Annotated in this window: 14 protein-coding genes; 8 read left to right on the plus strand and 6 right to left on the minus strand. The window is 57.4% G+C overall.

Going from position 1 to position 17874, the window contains the following annotated elements; translation table 11 throughout:
- Positions 1–44 precede the first annotated feature (44 nt).
- The gene (locus RRB22_13570) at positions 45–1904 is read left to right on the plus strand and encodes a hypothetical protein (GenBank protein MDT8385431.1); all 1860 of its coding nucleotides are present in this window, start codon (positions 45–47) and stop codon (positions 1902–1904) included.
- A 31-nt stretch (positions 1905–1935) separates the two neighbouring features.
- Here the strand turns inward: RRB22_13570 and RRB22_13575 are convergent, their stop codons facing one another.
- The 6 genes from RRB22_13575 to RRB22_13600 all read right to left on the minus strand — a co-directional run bounded on the left by RRB22_13575 (position 1936) and on the right by RRB22_13600 (position 10247).
- A complete protein-coding gene (locus tag RRB22_13575) occupies positions 1936–3696 on the minus strand; it encodes a cache domain-containing protein (GenBank protein ID MDT8385432.1) in 1761 nt (586 codons plus the stop codon).
- 57 nt (positions 3697–3753) lie between these two features.
- Positions 3754–4143 (minus strand): PilZ domain-containing protein, encoded by a 390-nt coding sequence (locus RRB22_13580; protein MDT8385433.1) that lies wholly within the window; start codon positions 4141–4143, stop codon positions 3754–3756.
- A gap of 281 nt (positions 4144–4424) precedes the next feature.
- Positions 4425–5237: a rhodanese-like domain-containing protein gene (locus RRB22_13585; GenBank protein ID MDT8385434.1), complete on the minus strand. Its 813-nt coding sequence runs from the start codon at positions 5235–5237 to the stop codon at positions 4425–4427.
- A 385-nt stretch (positions 5238–5622) separates the two neighbouring features.
- Positions 5623–9306, minus strand: coding sequence for a methionine synthase (metH, locus tag RRB22_13590; GenBank protein MDT8385435.1), 3684 nt, complete (start codon positions 9304–9306; stop codon positions 5623–5625).
- A gap of 189 nt (positions 9307–9495) precedes the next feature.
- Positions 9496–9924, minus strand: a complete 429-nt coding sequence (locus tag RRB22_13595; GenBank protein MDT8385436.1) for a rhodanese-like domain-containing protein — start codon at positions 9922–9924, stop codon at positions 9496–9498.
- 59 nt (positions 9925–9983) lie between these two features.
- A complete protein-coding gene (locus tag RRB22_13600) occupies positions 9984–10247 on the minus strand; it encodes a hypothetical protein (GenBank protein MDT8385437.1) in 264 nt (87 codons plus the stop codon).
- Between the two features lie 209 nt (positions 10248–10456).
- Between RRB22_13600 and RRB22_13605 the strand changes: the two genes are divergently transcribed.
- The 7 genes from RRB22_13605 (at position 10457) to RRB22_13635 (ending at position 17301) form a co-directional block, all read left to right on the plus strand.
- The gene (locus RRB22_13605; protein MDT8385438.1) at positions 10457–11308 is read left to right on the plus strand and encodes an ATP-binding protein; all 852 of its coding nucleotides are present in this window, start codon (positions 10457–10459) and stop codon (positions 11306–11308) included.
- Between the two features lie 4 nt (positions 11309–11312).
- A complete protein-coding gene (locus tag RRB22_13610) occupies positions 11313–12191 on the plus strand; it encodes a lysophospholipid acyltransferase family protein (protein ID MDT8385439.1) in 879 nt (292 codons plus the stop codon).
- A 261-nt stretch (positions 12192–12452) separates the two neighbouring features.
- Positions 12453–12914: an excisionase family DNA-binding protein gene (locus RRB22_13615; protein MDT8385440.1), complete on the plus strand. Its 462-nt coding sequence runs from the start codon at positions 12453–12455 to the stop codon at positions 12912–12914.
- A 4-nt stretch (positions 12915–12918) separates the two neighbouring features.
- Positions 12919–13488, plus strand: coding sequence for a PIN domain-containing protein (locus RRB22_13620; GenBank protein MDT8385441.1), 570 nt, complete (start codon positions 12919–12921; stop codon positions 13486–13488).
- 404 nt (positions 13489–13892) lie between these two features.
- Positions 13893–15251, plus strand: coding sequence for a YjgN family protein (locus tag RRB22_13625; GenBank protein MDT8385442.1), 1359 nt, complete (start codon positions 13893–13895; stop codon positions 15249–15251).
- Complete coding sequence (locus tag RRB22_13630; protein MDT8385443.1) at positions 15248–16321, plus strand: M48 family metallopeptidase; 1074 nt, start codon at positions 15248–15250, stop codon at positions 16319–16321. Before RRB22_13625 ends, RRB22_13630 begins: the two co-directional genes overlap by 4 nt.
- 299 nt (positions 16322–16620) lie before the next feature.
- Complete coding sequence (locus tag RRB22_13635) at positions 16621–17301, plus strand: TorF family putative porin (GenBank protein MDT8385444.1); 681 nt, start codon at positions 16621–16623, stop codon at positions 17299–17301.
- The last annotated feature ends 573 nt before the right edge of the window (positions 17302–17874 follow it).

Below are 17874 nucleotides of genomic sequence, written 5' to 3' on the forward strand. Positions count from 1 at the left end.
GTCGGTGGTGGGCCACGGCGCAGGGTTTGAGGAGGAAATGGAGCATGGATGGTGGATTGAAAATCAGCGGCCCGAAGGCAGAGTGCCTGTGGTTGAGCGCATGGATGCGACCATCGTTGCGCGCAACAGTGATTGTACTGCTGGCGGGGCTGGTGGCCTGTGGAGGTGCTACCAGTGAACCCCAGGTCGAGGCGGTGCCCCTGCAGTCGGCGCTGATCGCTGTGCAGAGTGCACTGATCACGCCGAGTTTCACTCTCAATGGGGGAGCATTCCCGCTCAGTGAGTATCACGACGGCAATCTTGTCCTGCGCGGCGCGACGCCGGCCACCGCCAGCGATGTGGTGGCATTGGCCTCGAGTCATGACATTTCTCCGGCCGCGGTGCGGGTGGTGCAGGGCGATTACAGCGTCTATTACCAGCATGAGACCGGGACCGATGTGCCGCAGAACAGGGATGCTCCGGTGCAGACCGGCGTGGGCCTGAACAGTAATCAGGACCTTGTTATTGACGTGACCGCCTGGCAGCTCAGGCCGGGCTTTACCCTCAATGGCGGGTCCTTCCCGCTCAGCGAATACGACGATGGGGTGTTTTATCTGCAACCGGCTGCTGGTGGTGAGCGCATTGAAATCGGTAACAGTCACACGATGTCGCCCGATCCGCTGTGGGTGATGCCGGGGAGCTACGATGTCTTTTACGCCCTGGAGACGGGTGGCAACCTGGTGCCCAATAACCAGAATGCGGTGGTGATGAGCGGAGTTGATATTGCCGCCTCGGTGCCGCTGGCGGTGGACCTGCCGGTGGTCGGATTTCGTCTTGACGCAAGCCTGGATGGCCAACCATTCCCGCCGTCACAGTATCAGCAGGCGGCGTTTATGCTGCGCCATGCGGACGGTGATGTCGTGGAGCTGGGCAAGAGTGATGCGCTGCCATTGACGGTGAGTGTGATCGAAGGCAGCTACGACATCATTTATCGGCATGTGCAGGGGGACCAGCTGCCGCTCAATCGTGATGTGGTGGTGGCGAGTGACGTGCTGATTGGCACCCCGGGCACGAATGGTGGCGTAGCGGCGCTGGATATCGCGATGACCAGCGTGGTGATCAGCCCCTCGTTCACCCTCAATGGCAGTGCCTTTGCGCAGAGTGAATACAACAACGCCGATTTTTACCTGCGTGGTCTGACGGATGAAGACGTGATGTTGCTGGGAGCGAGTGAAATCGCATCACCGGCCCCGGTGCGTGTGGTGCCCGGCACGTATGATGTGCTGTATCGGCACGAGACCGGTGCCGCGGTGCCGCAGAATGCCAACGCCGTGGTGCTGAGTGATGTTTTGCTAGACATGAATGGCGGCCTGGCTATTGACGTGCCTTCGGTCAGCGTTACTGGTCGCTTTACCCTCAACGGCAACAGCTTTCCGGCTGACGCCGGCAACAGCGTGCAGTTTTTTCTGCAGGGGGAGGATGCGGATGATGTATTCCTGTTTGGCTTCAGTGACATCGCCAGTAACGAGGCCGTGAACCTGGTCTCCATTAACGGCAGCTATGACAGCTATGATGTGCTGATGGATCATCTCAATGGCGATGCCGTGCCACAGAATCAGATGCATGCGGTGGATTTTAATAATCTACTGGATGCAGACCAAACGCTGCTGGTCGATATTCCGGCGGTGCGGGTCGCCTCCGTTTTCACCCTGGACGGCGTTGCCTTTCCCGCCAGCATTTACCAGAGCGCCAGGTTTTATCTGCGCGACATCCACACCGGCAGCCTGATTTTTCTGGGTCGCAGTGACAGGAGCAATAATCCGGTAATGGTGATCAAGGAAGATCACGAGATTATTTATGAGCATTTTAGTGGAGAGCAGGTGCCGCAGAATACGCACAGGCTGCTGGGGATTGTGGATCTGTAGTTGTGGATCTGTAATGGTTATCTAACAAGAGTTAGGTGACCGGCAGGGTAAAGTAAAAACTTGATCCCTTGCCGACCTCGCCTTCGGCCCACACACGGCCATGGTGTCGGTGGATGATGCGTTGCACGATGGCGAGGCCGACGCCGCTGCCGGTGAATTCACGCGGGTTATGCAGGCGCTGGAAGGCGGTGAAAAGTTTGTGTGCATAGTCCATGTCAAAACCGGCACCGTTGTCGCGCACAACATAAACCGTCTCGTTATTTTTACGCACCGAACCAAAACTGATTTCTGCGTTGTCCGTGCGGCTGGTATATTTCCAGGCGTTGTTAAGCAGGTTTTCAATGGCACGCTCTATCAGGCGCGCATCCGCCCTGGCAAACATGTCAGGCTGAATGTCCCACTTGACCTGTCGGCCAGGATTGCTGCTGGCAATCTGATTTTTGATAGTCTCGGCCGTTTTGCTGATGTTGATCGTTTCAACCGATAGCTCTTCGCGGGTGATTCGGGAAAGCTGCAGGATGTCATCAATCAGTTCGGCCATCCGTTTGCCGGCATTAATTACCCGGTTCAGGTTGTCTTTATCCTCTGTCGTCAGTTTATCGGCAGCGTCATCCAGCACTATCTGACTGAAGCTGGTTATTGACCGTAGCGGCGCGCGCAGATCGTGGGCGATGGAATAACTGTAAGATTCCAGCTCGTGGTTGATGGCGGTCAGCTCATCATGCTTCGCCTTGAGGTTGGTTTCGGCCGTTTTGTGATTGTCAATCTCCCGGTGCAGGGCGCGATTGATCTGCGCCACCTGATTTTCGATCTTTCCCAGATAGATAAAGTAGGCGACTGTAAGCAGGCCGATGATCAGCAGGCCTGCGATGAAGATGTTTGACAGCAGCGCGCGAAGCTGTTGCTCATTGCTTGTAATGTCACTAATGACTACGGTATAGCCGATAGCGTTGTTTGAAAAATCCGTCAGCGGCAGGTGCGATATCGCATATTCTCTGAACCCTGTGCCAGACTGCTGTTTGTGGCTTTGTATGCCCTGCCCCGGTAACAATTCCAGCTCGGCGGGAATGCTGTCCATGGTGGACGAGGTGATGACCCATTTGTCCATCTGTCGCCAGTTATACTTTTTCCCAAAGGCCTTCTGCCAGTCGTTTTCGTTGATGAGCTGTTTGTCGATAAGGGTGATGATTTCGGCACCGTTGATCTGTTTTAATCGGCTGGTGATGTGGCCGATCTCCTCGCCGAGTTCCAGGTAGCCGACAAGCTGGCCGTTGATCATCCAGGGTTGTGTGACACGAAATGCCAGATGACCGAAGGTGCCGATTTCGAGTCCTGCAGCCTGTTCTCCTGTGCGGCGGGCGGTGAGCAGCGTTTTTCGATTGATGTGGTCGCCGAAGCGGCCTGGTCGATGAGCGCGAAGATAATTTTTTCCATCGGTCGTGTGCAAATAAAAATGCGTGATGCCGAAGGCGCTGTTGATGTCCTTATAGATTTTGTGTGCGACAAGGGAAAGGGTCTCCCGGTCTTTTTCCTGCCACGCGGATTGCAGGGCCGGGTTGCCGCTGATCATCTGTAGTATGCCGCCGATCTCTACAATGCTTCTCTGTACATGGTTTTCGAAACCATCCTGCGCGCGTAGCGTGGTGTCGTGATTATTCTGTAGCTGTTGACTGTGAAAAAAGGTGGCGGTGGAAAAGATTATCAGCCCCAGGGTCAGGATGAATGTGGCAACGGTCGGTAGCAGTGCCTTAAAGCGTATATGCTTGATATTGTTCGTTGCCGGTTTTGTCACGGGTGTGATGCGATGAGTGTCGTGGGCAGACGGTAAAGGCTGGCGGTTAACTGGCGGTCAATCGTTGGAGAACTGGAAATTTTTGCGGGGATTGCGGGACAGCTCGTCCAGCAGGCTGTCAATATCGTTGCTGCCGTCGATCAGCAGTTTTAGAAACGATTCGTGATGCGGCATATCGGCACTGGTAAATTGAAGGCCGATGCCGTCATCCTTGTTGTGGGCGATGTTGCATTCGAAGGCGACACGCACCCAGCCTTCGTCGGTCTTGATGATCAGTTCGAGGCGGCATGCGTCACCGATTTGTATGCCGGGAGGCGGTATCAGTATGACGAAGGCGCCATCGAGGCTGATGTCGGCGGTCTCGCCGTAGAGCTTAGTGCCGTCGCTTAGGTGGATTTCCACCATCACGTCGAGGGGCAGGCGGGTATATTTGCGTTGTTCGCTCATAGTCTGGTCATAGCTCGGTTATAACCCTGTCATGGTCGTTTGTCGTATCGGCACAGCTCGGCCCCTGCCGGGGCTGCAGCGAGTTTAGCCTGTCTGTATCTTGCCGTCACCTGCCGCCGATAGCCACATTATCTCGCGCCGGCTAAGTCCACAGCGAGGAAAAAGGGCGGGTAAAAAACAGGCGTACTGGCGGTTAGGCCAGTGCGCCTGTGTGATGAAAACTGCTGCGTTGGCTTCGGTGAGATACCGGCGCAGGGCGGCAGCAAGTGTTGCGGGAGGGCCTATTTTTTCTCCATGGCGACCAGTTCGCTGTAGTAGCCACGGGCGCCCTTGTCCATGAAGTAATAATCCTTTGCGCCCGCCTTTTCCAGGGCATATTGCAACCAGCGCACCTGTTTGCCGACCTCGTCATAGATCAACAGCGTACGGTTCTGTTTCAGCGCCGCCTTGATGTAATTCTCGAGCTTTTCCTGTTGATCCAGGCTTGCCCAGCGTTCCAGTCCTGGATAAAAGCCAACCCCGGCGCGTTGGAATTTGTCGCGCACATCGATCACCATCAGTTTCTTGCCGGGGGTGGTGGCGCGATCGCTGAAGTTGTCAGGGGTGAGCAGGCGTTTCTTGAACTGTTCCTTGGGGATCAGGTGAGCCAGATTGACCGGGCTGGTCCCCAGTAGCTCGGCGGCATCCGGGTGGGCCTTGGTCCAGTCAAAGATGCCGGCATCAAAGGCGAGCACATCGCTTACATTAGCCTCAATGGACTTTTTGGCGGCGATGTACGACTTCATGCAGGTGTGACCGTTGCAGTAAAAGACAATCGGCTTGTCCGTGGTGGCGCGCAGTTTGATGACCTTCTCTTCGAAGCTCTTGGCGGCCACCGGAATGTTGATGGCGTTTTTCACGCGCAGCGTTTCAAATTCCAGTTTTGAACGGACATCGACAACCGTGACATCTTTAAGGGTTTTGTGCAGGTCGGCCAGCTCGATGTAGGGGACCTTGGGGAATTTCTTGCGGCCGGGGAAATCGTCTGCCGCAAAGGCGCCCGCAGAACTGATCATAAACAGTGTTAGCAGGGAAAATAATGCAATCTTACGCATGGAGCACTCCAAAATTAATTTTGTGCGGGCTATTGAATTCAATTCGTCTGAGGGATTTGAGTATAAGTATGTCCTAATGTGTATCGGAAAACTCGGCGAAACCTTTAGTGTGGTAGCTAAGGTGCGGTAGTGAGTGGCAAGGAATGCCACGACACGGTCTACATCATCCGCCTTGTCCCGCTGCACGCTGTGAGGCGCCTCGCTTGCGGATATATAGTACAAGATTATCCGCGCGTCGCCGACGGGTCAGCTGTGGTGTGCGAGGGCATGCCCCATAAGATTGGGCTAGTGTCGGGCGATTTCAAATGAGATTTCATGATTAATATTTCACGCGAAGATATTTTGCGGCGCGGGGCCGTGTGAAGGGGGCTGCGCCGCCTGGCGCCTAGTCCGCATCGTACCCCAGATTGGGCGCCAGCCAGTAAAGGGCCTTGCCGATATCGAGCTGCTTGCGTCGGGCGTAGTCCTCGACCTGATCACGATTGATCTTGCCCACGGCAAAATAGCAGGCCTCGGGGTGGGCAAAATAGACGCCGCTGACGGCGGCGGTGGGCACCATGGCCTTGGCCTCGGTGAGCCAGATGCCGGTGTTTTTCTGGGCATCCAGCAACGCCCACAGGGTGTCTTTTTCGGTGTGATCCGGGCAGGCGGGATAACCGGCCGCGGGTCGGATACCCTTGTACTGCTCCTGCACCAGCTCCGCGTTGCTCAGCGTCTCATCGCTGGCATAACCCCAGAATTCCTTGCGCACCCGCTGGTGCATGCGTTCGGCAAAGGCCTCGGCCAGACGATCGGCCAGGGCCTTGAGCATGATGGCCTGGTAATCGTCGTGCTCGGCCTCGAAACGGGTCACGTGTTCATCAATGCCGATACCGGTGGTCACCGCAAAGCCGCCCACATAGTCTTTCAGGCCGCTGTCTTTGGGGGCGACAAAATCGGACAGGCAGCGATTCGGTTTGCCGGGGGCCTTTTCCTGCTGCTGGCGCAGGTTGTGGAGCATGTGCAATACCGTGCTGCGGGATTCGTCGGTATAGATCTCGATATCGTCATCATTGACGCTGTTGGCCGGATAAAAGCCGATCACGGCGCGCGCCGTGAGCCAGTGTTCGTCGATGATCTTCCTGAGCATGGCCTGCGCATCGGCAAACAGTTTTTTCGCCTCCTCGCCCTTGTCCGCATCATCAAGGATTTTTGGATAACTGCCCTTCAGTTCCCAGGAATGGAAAAACGGGGTCCAGTCGATATAGTCCACCAGCTCCTGTAACGGATAGTCATCGAAGGCCCTGGTGCCGATGAAGCTAGGCACCACCGGCGTATAGTGCTCCCAGTCGATGACCGTCTTGTTGGCGCGGGCCTGGGCCAGGGTCAGCCACTTGATCTGCTTGCGGCGATTGGCGTGGCCCTCGCGCACCTGCACGTAGTCCTCGCGCAGTTTGGCCACGAAGTCGGCCTTCAGGTCTTCGGAGATCAGGTTCTGGGCGACGCCGACCGCGCGCGAGGCATCCTTCACCCACACGCTGGGGCCGTTTTGGTAGTTGGGTTCGATCTTCACCGCGGTGTGCGCGCGCGAGGTGGTCGCGCCGCCGATCATCAGCGGGATCGTCATGTTCAGGCGCTGCATTTCGTGGGCGATGTGTGACATCTCCTCCAGCGAGGGGGTGATCAGTCCGGACAGGCCGATAATGTCCACCTGGTGTTCCCTGGCCGCGTCGAGGATCTTCTGCGCCGGCACCATCACGCCCAGATCGATCACCTCGAAGTTGTTGCATTGCAGCACCACGCCGACGATGTTCTTGCCGATGTCGTGCACGTCGCCCTTCACCGTGGCCATGAGGATCTTGCCGGCGGTCTGGCTTTTGCCGCTCTTCTCCGCCTCGATGAAGGGCAGCAGGTGGGCCACGGCCTTTTTCATCACGCGGGCGGATTTCACCACCTGGGGCAGAAACATCTTGCCGTCGCCGAACAGGTCGCCCACCACGTTCATGCCGTCCATCAGCGGACCTTCGATCACGTGAATGGGGCGCTCGAAAGTGAGGCGGGCCTCCTCGGTGTCTTCGACCACAAAGCTGTCGATGCCTTTCACCAGCGCATGTTCCAGCCGCTTGATCACCGGCCAGCTGCGCCACTCCAGGTCTTCCTTCTTCTTTTCCGCGCCGTCGCCCTTGTATTGATCGGCGATCTCCAGCAGGCGATCGGTGGCGTCGTCGCGGCGATTGAGCACCACGTCCTCCACCCGCTCACGCAGTTCGGCCGGCAGTTCGTCGTAGACCGCCAGCATGCTGGCATTGACGATGCCCATGTCCATGCCGGCGTGGATCGCGTGATAGAGGAACACCGAGTGGATGGCCTCGCGCACCGGATTGTTGCCGCGGAACGAGAAGGACACGTTGGAGACGCCGCCGGAGATCAGCGCATGCGGCAGGGTCTGCTTGATCTGGCGCGTCGCCTCGATGAAGTCCACCGCGTAATTGTTGTGCTCCTCGATGCCGGTGGCCACGGCAAAGATATTGGGGTCGAAGATGATGTCCTCCGGCGGGAAGCCCACCTCGTTGACCAGGATGTTGTAACTGCGGGTGCAGATGTCCACCTTGCGTTCGAAGGTATCGGCCTGGCCGGTTTCGTCAAACGCCATCACCACCACGGCGGCACCGTATTTGCGGCACAGATTGGCGTGGTGCAGGAACTGCTCCTTGCCTTCCTTCATCGAGATGGAATTGACGATGCCCTTGCCCTGGATGCACTTCAGGCCGGCCTCGATGATCTCCCATTTGGAGGAGTCCACCATCACCGGCACGCGCGAGATGTCCGGCTCCGAGGCCAGCAGGTTCAGGTAGGTGGTCATGGCCGACTTGCCGTCGAGCATGGCCTCGTCCATGTTGATGTCGATGATCTGCGCGCCGTCTTCCACCTGTTCGCGGCACACGCTCAGCGCCGCGTCATACTGCTCTTCCAGGATCAGGCGTTTGAACTGCGCGGAGCCGGTGACATTGGCGCGCTCGCCGACGTTGACGAACAGGTTCTTGGGGCCGATGTTGAGGGGCTCCAGGCCGGACAGCCGACACTCCACGGGGATCTCGGGCTTCTGCCGGGGGGCGTGCTTGCTCACCGCCTGCGCAATGGCGCGGATGTGGTCGGGTGAGGAGCCGCAGCAGCCGCCGACAATATTCAGGAACCCGCTGCGGGCCCAGTCGTCGATCTCCCTGGCCATCTCCTCCGGGCCCATGTCGTATTCGCCAAAGGCGTTGGGCAGGCCGGCATTGGGATGCACGTTGACGCTCATCTTGGCGATGCGGCTCATCTCCTCCACGTAGGGGCGCAGCAGATCCGGGCCGAGGGCGCAGTTGAGGCCGATACTCACCGGGTCGATATGGCGCAGTGAATTGTAGAAGGCCTCGACGGTCTGGCCGGACAGGGTACGGCCGGAGGCGTCGGTAATGGTGCCGGAGATCATCACCGGCCACTTGCGGCCCGTCTCCTCGAAGAAGCTCTGCACCGCAAAGATCGCGGCCTTGGCATTGAGCGTGTCGAAGATGGTTTCAATGAGGATGATGTCGCTACCGCCCTCGATCAGGCCGCGCGTCGCCTCGATATAGGTCTCCACCAGGGCGTCGAAGGTGATGTTGCGAAAGCCGGGGTCGTTGACGTCCGGTGACAGCGAACAGGTCTTGCCGGTCGGGCCGAGCACGCCGGCCACGAAGCGCGGCTTATGGGGATTCTGCGCGGTGAATTTATCGGCCGCGGCGCGGGCCAGGCTGGCGCCCGCCACGTTCAGCTCCCGCACCAGTCCCTGCATGCCGTAGTCTTCCATCGACACGGTGGTGGAATTAAAGGTGTTGGTCTCGACGATGTCGGCGCCGGCGTCCAGATACTGCTCGTGAATGCCCTGGATGATCTGCGGCTGGGTGAGGCTCAGTAGGTCATTATTGCCCTTGATGTCAGACGGCCAGTCGGCAAACCGCTCGCCACGATAGTCCGCCTCGCCCAGCTTCTGGCGCTGGATCATGGTGCCCATGGCGCCGTCCAGGATGAGGATGCGTTTTTGTAGAAGCTGTTCGAAGTTGCTGGCCATAACGACAATTGATCCCGATTTGCGGTAAAGCGGGCGATTTTATCATGCTTCCCGCGCCGGCGTGCGTCCGGCGCCGGGGGATTTTCCGCCGACGGGGTATCCTGATATTGCCGGGGTGTTACGGGGGTGTTGTGAGAGCGCCCCGCTGGCGCGGCGCAACGCCAGCGGGGCAGGGGGCCGATGTGCGGGCTAACACTGCTCCCAGGGCAGGTTGTGGAAGCGCCAGCCGCCCAGGGTGGAGCGGTGGTGGTCGTCATCCAGTTCGCCCTCAAAACCCTCGAGCACGTTGTAGACGTTCTGGAAGCCGTCCTTGATCAGCGCCTCGCCGGCCTCGTGTGAGCGCTTGCCGCTGCGACAGATCAGCACCACCGGCGCGCAGGCGCCATCGTCACAGCTCAGCCCCCCGAGCATGACCTGACGCACATGGGCGGGAAAATCGGGATCGATCTTCCAGTCGGGCTCGTCGATCCAGGCCACATGCACCGCGCCCCTGGGGTGGCCCACAAATAAAAACTCCATGGCGGAGCGCACGTCGATCAGCACGGCGCTGGGATTGTCCTCCAGCATTTTTTGCGCCTCTATGGGCGTGATGCCTTTGACATGGGTGTTGTTGCTCATGATGTCATCCTCGGTCGATCCTTCTCTTTTATAGGATAGGTGCTTACAACACGTGTTGTTTACGGCTTGTTTACGGCCGCGTCCAGCCCCCTTTTGTGCCGTATCCGGCGGGCGATGCCCGTGCCGATAAGACACAGCACAATAAACAGACCCAGCTGCCAGAGCCCGCCCAGTTCCGGCATAAACCGGACCACCAGCCCGGTCAGCAGGGCGGCAATACCGATGGCCATAAAGTAGACGCAGGGCGCCAGCAGCTCGCCGATCACCAACAGGGCCGCCAACGCCCACCAGTGCCAATGGTTCAGGATATAGAAGAACTCCATCAGCCGAGCCTCCTGCCGATTGTCCTGCCGATTCCCCAACAGCCGGGCCAGCGGTTTTTATTATACATAGATAAATTTAATTGATAGATAAATTTTTGCATCATTTTGACCCAGGTTTTAACCATAGCGTTATACGGCGTCTTGTACAGGCACCCGGGGGCGAATTCAGGCAGCCCGGATTGCCGGCCGACAGGGTACACTATGCGCCCATGAAAAACGCCTCCACCACCAACACGATCACCAACACGCCCGCGCCCGCCCGGACGCTACCGCCCAAATCCCTGTTGCGCCCCATCGGCCGGGCAATCAGGGACTTTGACATGATCCACGAGGGCGATCGGATCCTGGTCGGGCTCTCCGGCGGTAAGGACTCACTCTCGCTCCTGCACGTGCTTCTGCATCTCCAGCGGCACGCGCCGGTGCGCTTCGAGGTGGGAGCGCTGACGGTCGACCCACAGGTGGAGGGCTTCGAGCCCGCGCGGCTGAAACCCTATCTGGCGGAGCTGGGCGTGCGCTATTTCTTCGAGGCCCAGCCCATCATGGAGATGGCCAGCGAGCACATGGGCAATGATTCGTATTGCGCGTTTTGCTCGCGCATCAAGCGCGGTATCATGTATCGCATCCTGCGCGACGAGGGCTACAACGTACTCGCCCTGGGCCAGCACCTGGATGATCTGGCCGAGAGCTTTCTGATGTCGGCGTTTCACGGCGGCCAGCTGCGCACCATGAAGGCCAACTACCAGAATGATGCCGGCGACGTGCGCGTCATCCGCCCGATGGTCTATGTGCGGGAGCGCCAGACCGCCGCCTTTGCCGAGGCCGCCGCGCTGCCGGTGATCGCCGACAGCTGTCCCGCCTGTTTTGAGATGCCCACCCAGCGTGAACATATGAAGAGGCTGCTGGCCGCCGAAGAGGCCAGCAACAAGCAGTTGTTCAGCAGCCTGCTGAACACACTCAAACCCCTGATGAGCGCAGACTATTACCACGCCGGGCCACTTGTCCCCGCCGCCGAGGATGCCGGCGCGCGCCAGAACCCACAGACCGACGTGACGGTGCCCTGAGACAATGCGCGCCGCCTTGGTTCGACTGACATTGAGGGTGTTGTCCCGGCTGCCTCTGCCGGTGCTGCATCGAATGGGCGATGTGCTGGGCCGCAGCCTGATGTGGTTTGCCAACGACCTGCGCGACACCGCCCGCACCAATATTCAGCGCTGTTTTCCGCGCTGGGACGAGGCCCGGCAACAGCAACTGGTGCTGCAAAGCCTGCAACAGACCGCCAGGGCCACGCTGGAGACCGGCGTGTTATGGCTGCGCCCAACCGACCAGGTATTAGCACTAGTGAAAAAGGTCAGCGGCGAAGAGCTGCTGGCACAGGCCATGGCTCGCGGTAAGGGTGTCATCCTCGCGGCCCCGCATATTGGCGCCTGGGAGATCGTCGGGGTGTACGGCTCCACCCACTGGCCCATGACCAGCCTCTACCGGCCGCCGCGTCAGGCCTATCTGAATGACCTGATTCGCACCGGGCGGGAGCGCGCCGGCGCAACACTGGTGCCAACCGATGCCAGCGGCATCCGCGCCCTCTACAAGGCGTTAGGCCGTGGCGAGCTGATCGGGATATTGCCCGACCAGGACCCCGACCGCGACGCCGGCGTGTTCGCCCCCTTGTTTGGTATACAGGCCAACACCATGACCCTGCTCTCACGCCTCGCCAGCAAGACCGGCGCAACGGTACTCATGGCCTATGCCGAACGCCTGCCGAAGGGGCAGGGCTATCACCTGCATTTTGAGGCGACCGACACGGCACTCACCGAAGGCGACGCGACACAAAAGGCAACCGCCCTCAACCAGGCCGTGGAACGCTGCGCCCTACAGCACCCCGAGCAATACCAGTGGGCGTACAAACGCTTCAAAACCCGCCCTGAAGGCGAAGGCCGGTTTTATTGAGTGGCGGGCCGCCCTGGTACCGTTAAGGGCAACGCAAGGGACAGTCTGCCAAAGTAAACCCCATCGGAAATGGTGGAATCACGGTAAAGTTTTTATAAACAATGGGTTATATTGATGCCGGCCGTGTCAGGCAGGTATTCCCTTGCAAATCTCCCAATTTCGCTTGTTTCGCTTGTTTCGTTTATTGCGTTTAATTCATTTGCCGTCTAGGATAAGTCTAGCGTGACAACGTAGGCACGGAAAAAATCGAGGACTCTGATAATGGTGCAGGCATACAAAATTAGTGATCAGACAATCCCGCCCCCCAGCGAGGAGGAAAGGAAGATTGCAGCAGAGAGCAGTCGATTATTAGCGGCAATCATTGGCAGCGGAAAAGCCGCACGGATCCGCATTGTTGATGGTGAAGAAGAGATTACAGTGCCTGTATCCGCCATGCGTATGCTGGTAGATATCCTGACGCATATGGCGGAGGGTGAGGCGATGACGCTGATTCCTCAGGATGCAGAATTCACAACCCAGCAGGCAGCAGACTTCTTAAACGTGTCGCGTCCATATTTCGTAAAGCTTTTAGAGGCGGGGAATCTGGCATTTCACAAAGTTGGCAGCCACCGTCGAGTCTATTTTCGGGATTTAGTGTCATACAAGGAAGAAAATATGAAGGAAAGACGCAATGCACTGGATGAGCTGTCTGCGCAGGCGCAGGAATTGAAAATGGGTTATTAAACGCGTGGCGAATTTCACTGCAGTCTTTGACGCCTGTGTACGCTACCCTGCACCGTTGCGTGACCTTCTAATGAGTGTTGCTATGACAGAGCAGTTTCGAGCCAGGTGGACAGCAGAAATTCATGAGGAATGGACACGGAATCTGTTAGCTAATCGCACTGATCTGGATGCGGCTCAATTGCAGCGTACGGTTAAATTAATGAATATGGCAGTGCCTGATTGTCTGGTTGAGAATTATGAAGGATTGATCGAATCATTGGATCTGCCTGATCGCGCGGATAGACATGTACTTGCAGCGGCGATTAAAAGCCAGGCAGATGTCATTGTGACCAGTAATTTGAAAGACTTTCCCGAAGCAACACTAAAACAGTATGCAATTGAGGCGCAGTCGCCCGACACCTTTCTTAACCACCTTTTCGATCTAAATCCTACCGCATTTTGTAGCGTCGTTAAGCAGCAAAGAGAAAGGCCGCACAATCCAGAATATTCGGCCGGGCAACTGCTGGAGATATTTTATAATCTGGGCTTACCACTGACGGTTAATAAATTAAGAGATGTGGCCGATTTGCTTTGATGATTTTCTGGATTAAAAACACAGGTCCATTAGTCCCGCATCTACTGTTATGTGTATGAATACACACAGGGAATATGGGTCGGACAATAGTGTGTGTCGATAACGGCTTTTTATGGACGCCGAGCATATACCTGGACGGTGGCATTGAATCTACGAGAGCAATCATGATGCTTGAGCCCTTTGTTTCTGGTTGAACTTCACGGGTATCAGAAGAAAGAATAGTGGGATGAATAGTGGGATAAATAGTGTGATGTAAGTGAAACCCGCTAACACAGCCGGCATGTCATGGCCGGCCCCTCTAATTTCTGCCCGTAACCCGCCTCAACTATCTGATTGCGCTACCGATAGTTAGACGAATACCATACAAGAATAGTTTAACAGGCTAACCAGAACAGGGAGCGCGTATGTCTGCAAGGTTGTATTCCATAGTTTACGTAGGAGACATTCTGGACGGGTTTGACCGTGAACAGGTGAAGCACACGCTCGCGACGATGTTCCGCCAGACACCCGAAAAAATGGCGCGTGTGTTGGCGCGGGCCGACGTCAGCCTGAAGGCCGGGCTGGACGAGGTGAGTGCGCTGAAATATCACCAGGCCCTGACCAGGGCCGGGTTGAACGTGGCGATCCGGCCGCCGCTTGATGGAGCCGCTGCAAAGGCGGACCCTGCCGGCCCGGGGCTTACCCTGGAATCAGCGCCGCAAGAGGCTGTCGCTGCGCCAGTCGCCCCCATCGACGCGTCGCTTCCGCCGGACCGGGCGACAACAGGCGCGGCGTCCAGTGAAGACGAAATCCGCATAGTGCCCTTCGAGTTCAGCGGGCAGGGCAGCGAGTATTTTCGCATCTGGATCGTGAATCTGTTCCTCACCATACTCACCCTTGGCATCTATTCCGCCTGGGCCAAGGTACGCAACAAGCGCTATTTCTACGGCAATACCGTGGCCGATGGCAGCAGCTTCGAATACACCGGCAACCCGATCGCCATCCTCAAGGGGCGGCTGATCGCCGGCGGGCTGTTTCTGCTTTATGCCGTGGCGGGGCGGTTCTCGCCGGCGCTGAGCGCGCTGCTGTTCCTGTTGCTGATGGCCGCCATGCCGTGGGTGATCACCCGCTCGCTGATGTTCAATGCCCGTAACAGCGTATATCGCAACGTGCGCTTCCGCTTTCAGGGCCCGGTGAAGGACGCGTATTTCGTGTTCCTGCTGTGGCCGCTGGCGGCGATGCTCACCTTCGGCATTCTCTCGCCGCTGGCCTACTTCAAGCAGCAGCTGTTCATGGTAGAGAATCACGCCTATGGCACCACGCGCTTCGAGTTTCATGCGGTAGCCAGGGATTACTACCGGATGTTCCTGGTGATGATTTTTGGCTTCATCGGCGGCATCGCGGTGGGAATGCTGCTGATGGGGTTGATCCCTCTGGTGGGGACGCTGATTGTGATGCTGGCCTACCTGTTTGTATTTGTGTATTTTTCTGTGCACACCTTCAATCTGCGATTCAATAATTCAAAACTCGCGCTCCACGGCTTCGAGGCCGATATGGAAATCCCCTCCTATGCCCGGCTGGTGGCGATCAACACCGTGCTCACCATGCTCACGCTCGGTCTGTATCGTCCGTGGGCGATGGTGCGCACCGCGCACTACAAGGCGGAGCATCTGCGCATGGAGGCGGTAGGCGATCTTGGCAAGTTCATCGCCGCCGAGGAGCAGCAGGTCAGCACCCTCGGTGAAGAAATGGGCGACATGTTCGATTTCGATATCGGCCTATGACCGTTGTTCGGGGCTACTGCTATGCCAGCGGCGCGTCGACACGCGATGCCTGCGAGCTGCAGCTCACGGATGCCGGAATCTATGAGCTGCGCGCCAGCGACGGCGAGTGCCTTGCCAGCGGGATGTTTCATAGCCTGGAAATATCGTCACGGCTGGGCGACACGCCGCGCTTCCTCACCTTTCCCGATGGCCTGCGACTGGAGACGCCGGACAACGCACTGATCGACCACCTGCTGGCGCAGCACGCGCCACGCTCGCGTGCCACCTGGCTGCATCGGCTGGAGAGCCGCAAGCGTTTCGTCCTGCTCATCCTGCTGGTAGTGATCGCCTTCGTCTGGGGCCTCGCCCGCTACGGCGCGCCCACAACGGCGCGACTGATTGCCCCCATGGTGCCGCCGGCGGTGCTCGAGGTGGCCGGCGAGCAGAGCCTCGCCGCCCTCGATCAACTGTATTTCGAGTCATCGACCCTGTCCGAGGCAGTACAGCAGCGGGTGCGGGATCACCTGCAGCCGCAGATCGCGGTACATCCACAACTGCAGTTACGCGTGTTGTTCCGTAGCAGCGATAGACTGGGTGCCAACGCCTTCGCCCTGCCCGATGGCGTCATTGTGTTCACCGACGCCATGGTGAAGCTGGCCGAAAACGATGACGAACTGCTGGCCGTATTCGCCCACGAAATCGGCCACGTCGAACAGCGCCACGCCGCACGCCGCGTGATCCAGAGCGCGATGCTGACCTTTCTCGCGATTGCGCTCACTGGCGACATGTCCGGCACCTCAGAGCTGTTCCTCGGTATTCCCGTGTTGCTGACCGAGCTGGCCTACTCACGCGAGTTTGAACGAGAGGCCGATCGCTACGCCTTTGCATTGCTGCAACGGCACGGCAAGTCACCGACGCTGTTTGCCGACATTATGGGCCGGCTGGAGCAGTCACACCGCTGCAAGGACGACGACACCGACTGTGATGCATCAGCGCAGCCCCGCAGTGACTGGGCCAACTATCTCTCCAGCCATCCCCCCACCGCCGAACGACGTGTATCAGAAGACGCCAAACCCTTGTCGGTACAGTAGCGTTGAGGCGAATAGCCCCGACTCGGTGCCAATAAGGACGAAAAAAACCAAATCACAGGGCAATGGTTTTTGATAGTGAGCAAACATGTCGGCCCCTGTTATCTCTGTATAGAAGCAGGATCTGTGTTGTGATCCCGGATTTTTGTAGCCGTAGGTACTGTTTATGGTAATGTGCCGTTCGTGATTGCAGTCAAAAAACGGCCAAAATGAAAACACTACAATCAGCCGCTAGCTAACGGAATAAGCATCGTCAATAAATCAACTCAATCAGCTCAATCAATATCGCAAGGAATAACAATATGAACCAAACAAAACAGTCAGCCCTCGTTGCCCTGGTGCTGCTTGCAGGTGTATCCACCAGTGCTATCGCTGCCGAACAAGCTAGTGGGGCAACGCTCAGCGGCAATATCGCCGCCACCTCAACTTATGTATGGCGCGGCCTGCCGCAAACGATTGATGCCGCGCTGCAGGGTGGTGTGGACTACGCGACTGCCGAAGGCCTGCATGCCGGTGTGTGGACCTCCAACGTCGCCGGGGGTTCCGAGATGGACATCAGCGTTGGTTTTGCTGGCAACGCCAGGGGCTTCGGTTATGACGTCGGCCTTATTCTATACATGTTCCCCCAGTGGGAGGCGGCAGCGGGCCCCGGTGAGGAATACGACTTTAACGAGTTTTATGCGAGCATTTCCAAGGATGTAGTGTCTGCAAGTTTTTATACCTCAAGCAAAGCGGGCGACTATCTCGAAGTAAATGCCGACTTTGAGAAAGTAATTGGCAACTGGGATCTAGGGCTGCATCTGGGTACCTATGAGGTCGATGTGGATTACTCAGGCCTGCCCGGTGAAGACTATAAAGATTACAGCGTCAGCCTGGCTACCAAAATGAATGGCCTGGATATGAGCATCGCGCTGAGCGACACTGACCTGAACGACGATAGCTATCGTACCATCATCACAGTGTCGAAGAGTTTCACGCCATAGTTCGTCATGATATGTAGCAGGTCTAATGGCGTAGACAAAAGGGACAGGTCTTGCTTCGAGCTTTTTTAGGCGTGGGCACGGAGCAAGACCTGACCCTGATGCCTCGAGACCTGACCCTGATGCTCTCGTGCGCTTTACGCAGGCGTTAGACCAACAAAGAAATGGGGGTTAAGAATGCTCTGGTCTCACCTCACGCGTAGCGGTTTAAAGTTGCCAGCATTGTTACTTCCGGTGATTCTTTATTTCACCGGCTGTGTTTCGACCTCAGAGATCATGCAGTCTTGGGTAGGAAAGAATGAAAGTGATCTTGTATCGCGCTGGGGTGCGCCCGATTCAAGCACTCAAACTGGCGACGGAAAGAGAGTCTTAACATGGAAAACTCTTTGGAACGACGCTAATAATATCTACACATGCAGGAAATCATTCACTATTGACTCTGACGGGAAAGTTGAGCGTTGGGCGTACAACGGCTGTCCTTCCTACCAGCTAAAGTAAAGTACAGAGGTAGTCTAACGAATAAGGTTAGATTGTGAGAGCGAAGCGAGCCACAATCTGAACCGTTTGTTGGACAAG

The sequence above is a fragment of the Gammaproteobacteria bacterium genome (genome assembly GCA_032250735.1).
In the GTDB taxonomy this organism is placed as follows: domain Bacteria; phylum Pseudomonadota; class Gammaproteobacteria; order SZUA-152; family SZUA-152; genus SZUA-152.

Bases quoted from the DNA above. Each gene is read 5' to 3' on its own strand.
- RRB22_13605 (MDT8385438.1), top strand. From the start codon at position 10,457: ATGAAAAACGCCTCCACCACCAACACGATCACCAACACGCCCGCGCCC.
- RRB22_13625 (MDT8385442.1), top strand. From the start codon at position 13,893: ATGTCTGCAAGGTTGTATTCCATAGTTTACGTAGGAGACATTCTGGAC.
- RRB22_13615 (MDT8385440.1), top strand. From the start codon at position 12,453: ATGGTGCAGGCATACAAAATTAGTGATCAGACAATCCCGCCCCCCAGC.
- RRB22_13570 (MDT8385431.1), top strand. From the start codon at position 45: ATGGATGGTGGATTGAAAATCAGCGGCCCGAAGGCAGAGTGCCTGTGG.
- metH (MDT8385435.1), bottom strand. From the start codon at position 9,306: ATGGCCAGCAACTTCGAACAGCTTCTACAAAAACGCATCCTCATCCTG.
- RRB22_13600 (MDT8385437.1), bottom strand. From the start codon at position 10,247: ATGGAGTTCTTCTATATCCTGAACCATTGGCACTGGTGGGCGTTGGCG.
- RRB22_13610 (MDT8385439.1), top strand. From the start codon at position 11,313: ATGCGCGCCGCCTTGGTTCGACTGACATTGAGGGTGTTGTCCCGGCTG.
- RRB22_13585 (MDT8385434.1), bottom strand. From the start codon at position 5,237: ATGCGTAAGATTGCATTATTTTCCCTGCTAACACTGTTTATGATCAGT.
- RRB22_13635 (MDT8385444.1), top strand. From the start codon at position 16,621: ATGAACCAAACAAAACAGTCAGCCCTCGTTGCCCTGGTGCTGCTTGCA.
- RRB22_13580 (MDT8385433.1), bottom strand. From the start codon at position 4,143: ATGAGCGAACAACGCAAATATACCCGCCTGCCCCTCGACGTGATGGTG.
- RRB22_13595 (MDT8385436.1), bottom strand. From the start codon at position 9,924: ATGAGCAACAACACCCATGTCAAAGGCATCACGCCCATAGAGGCGCAA.
- RRB22_13630 (MDT8385443.1), top strand. From the start codon at position 15,248: ATGACCGTTGTTCGGGGCTACTGCTATGCCAGCGGCGCGTCGACACGC.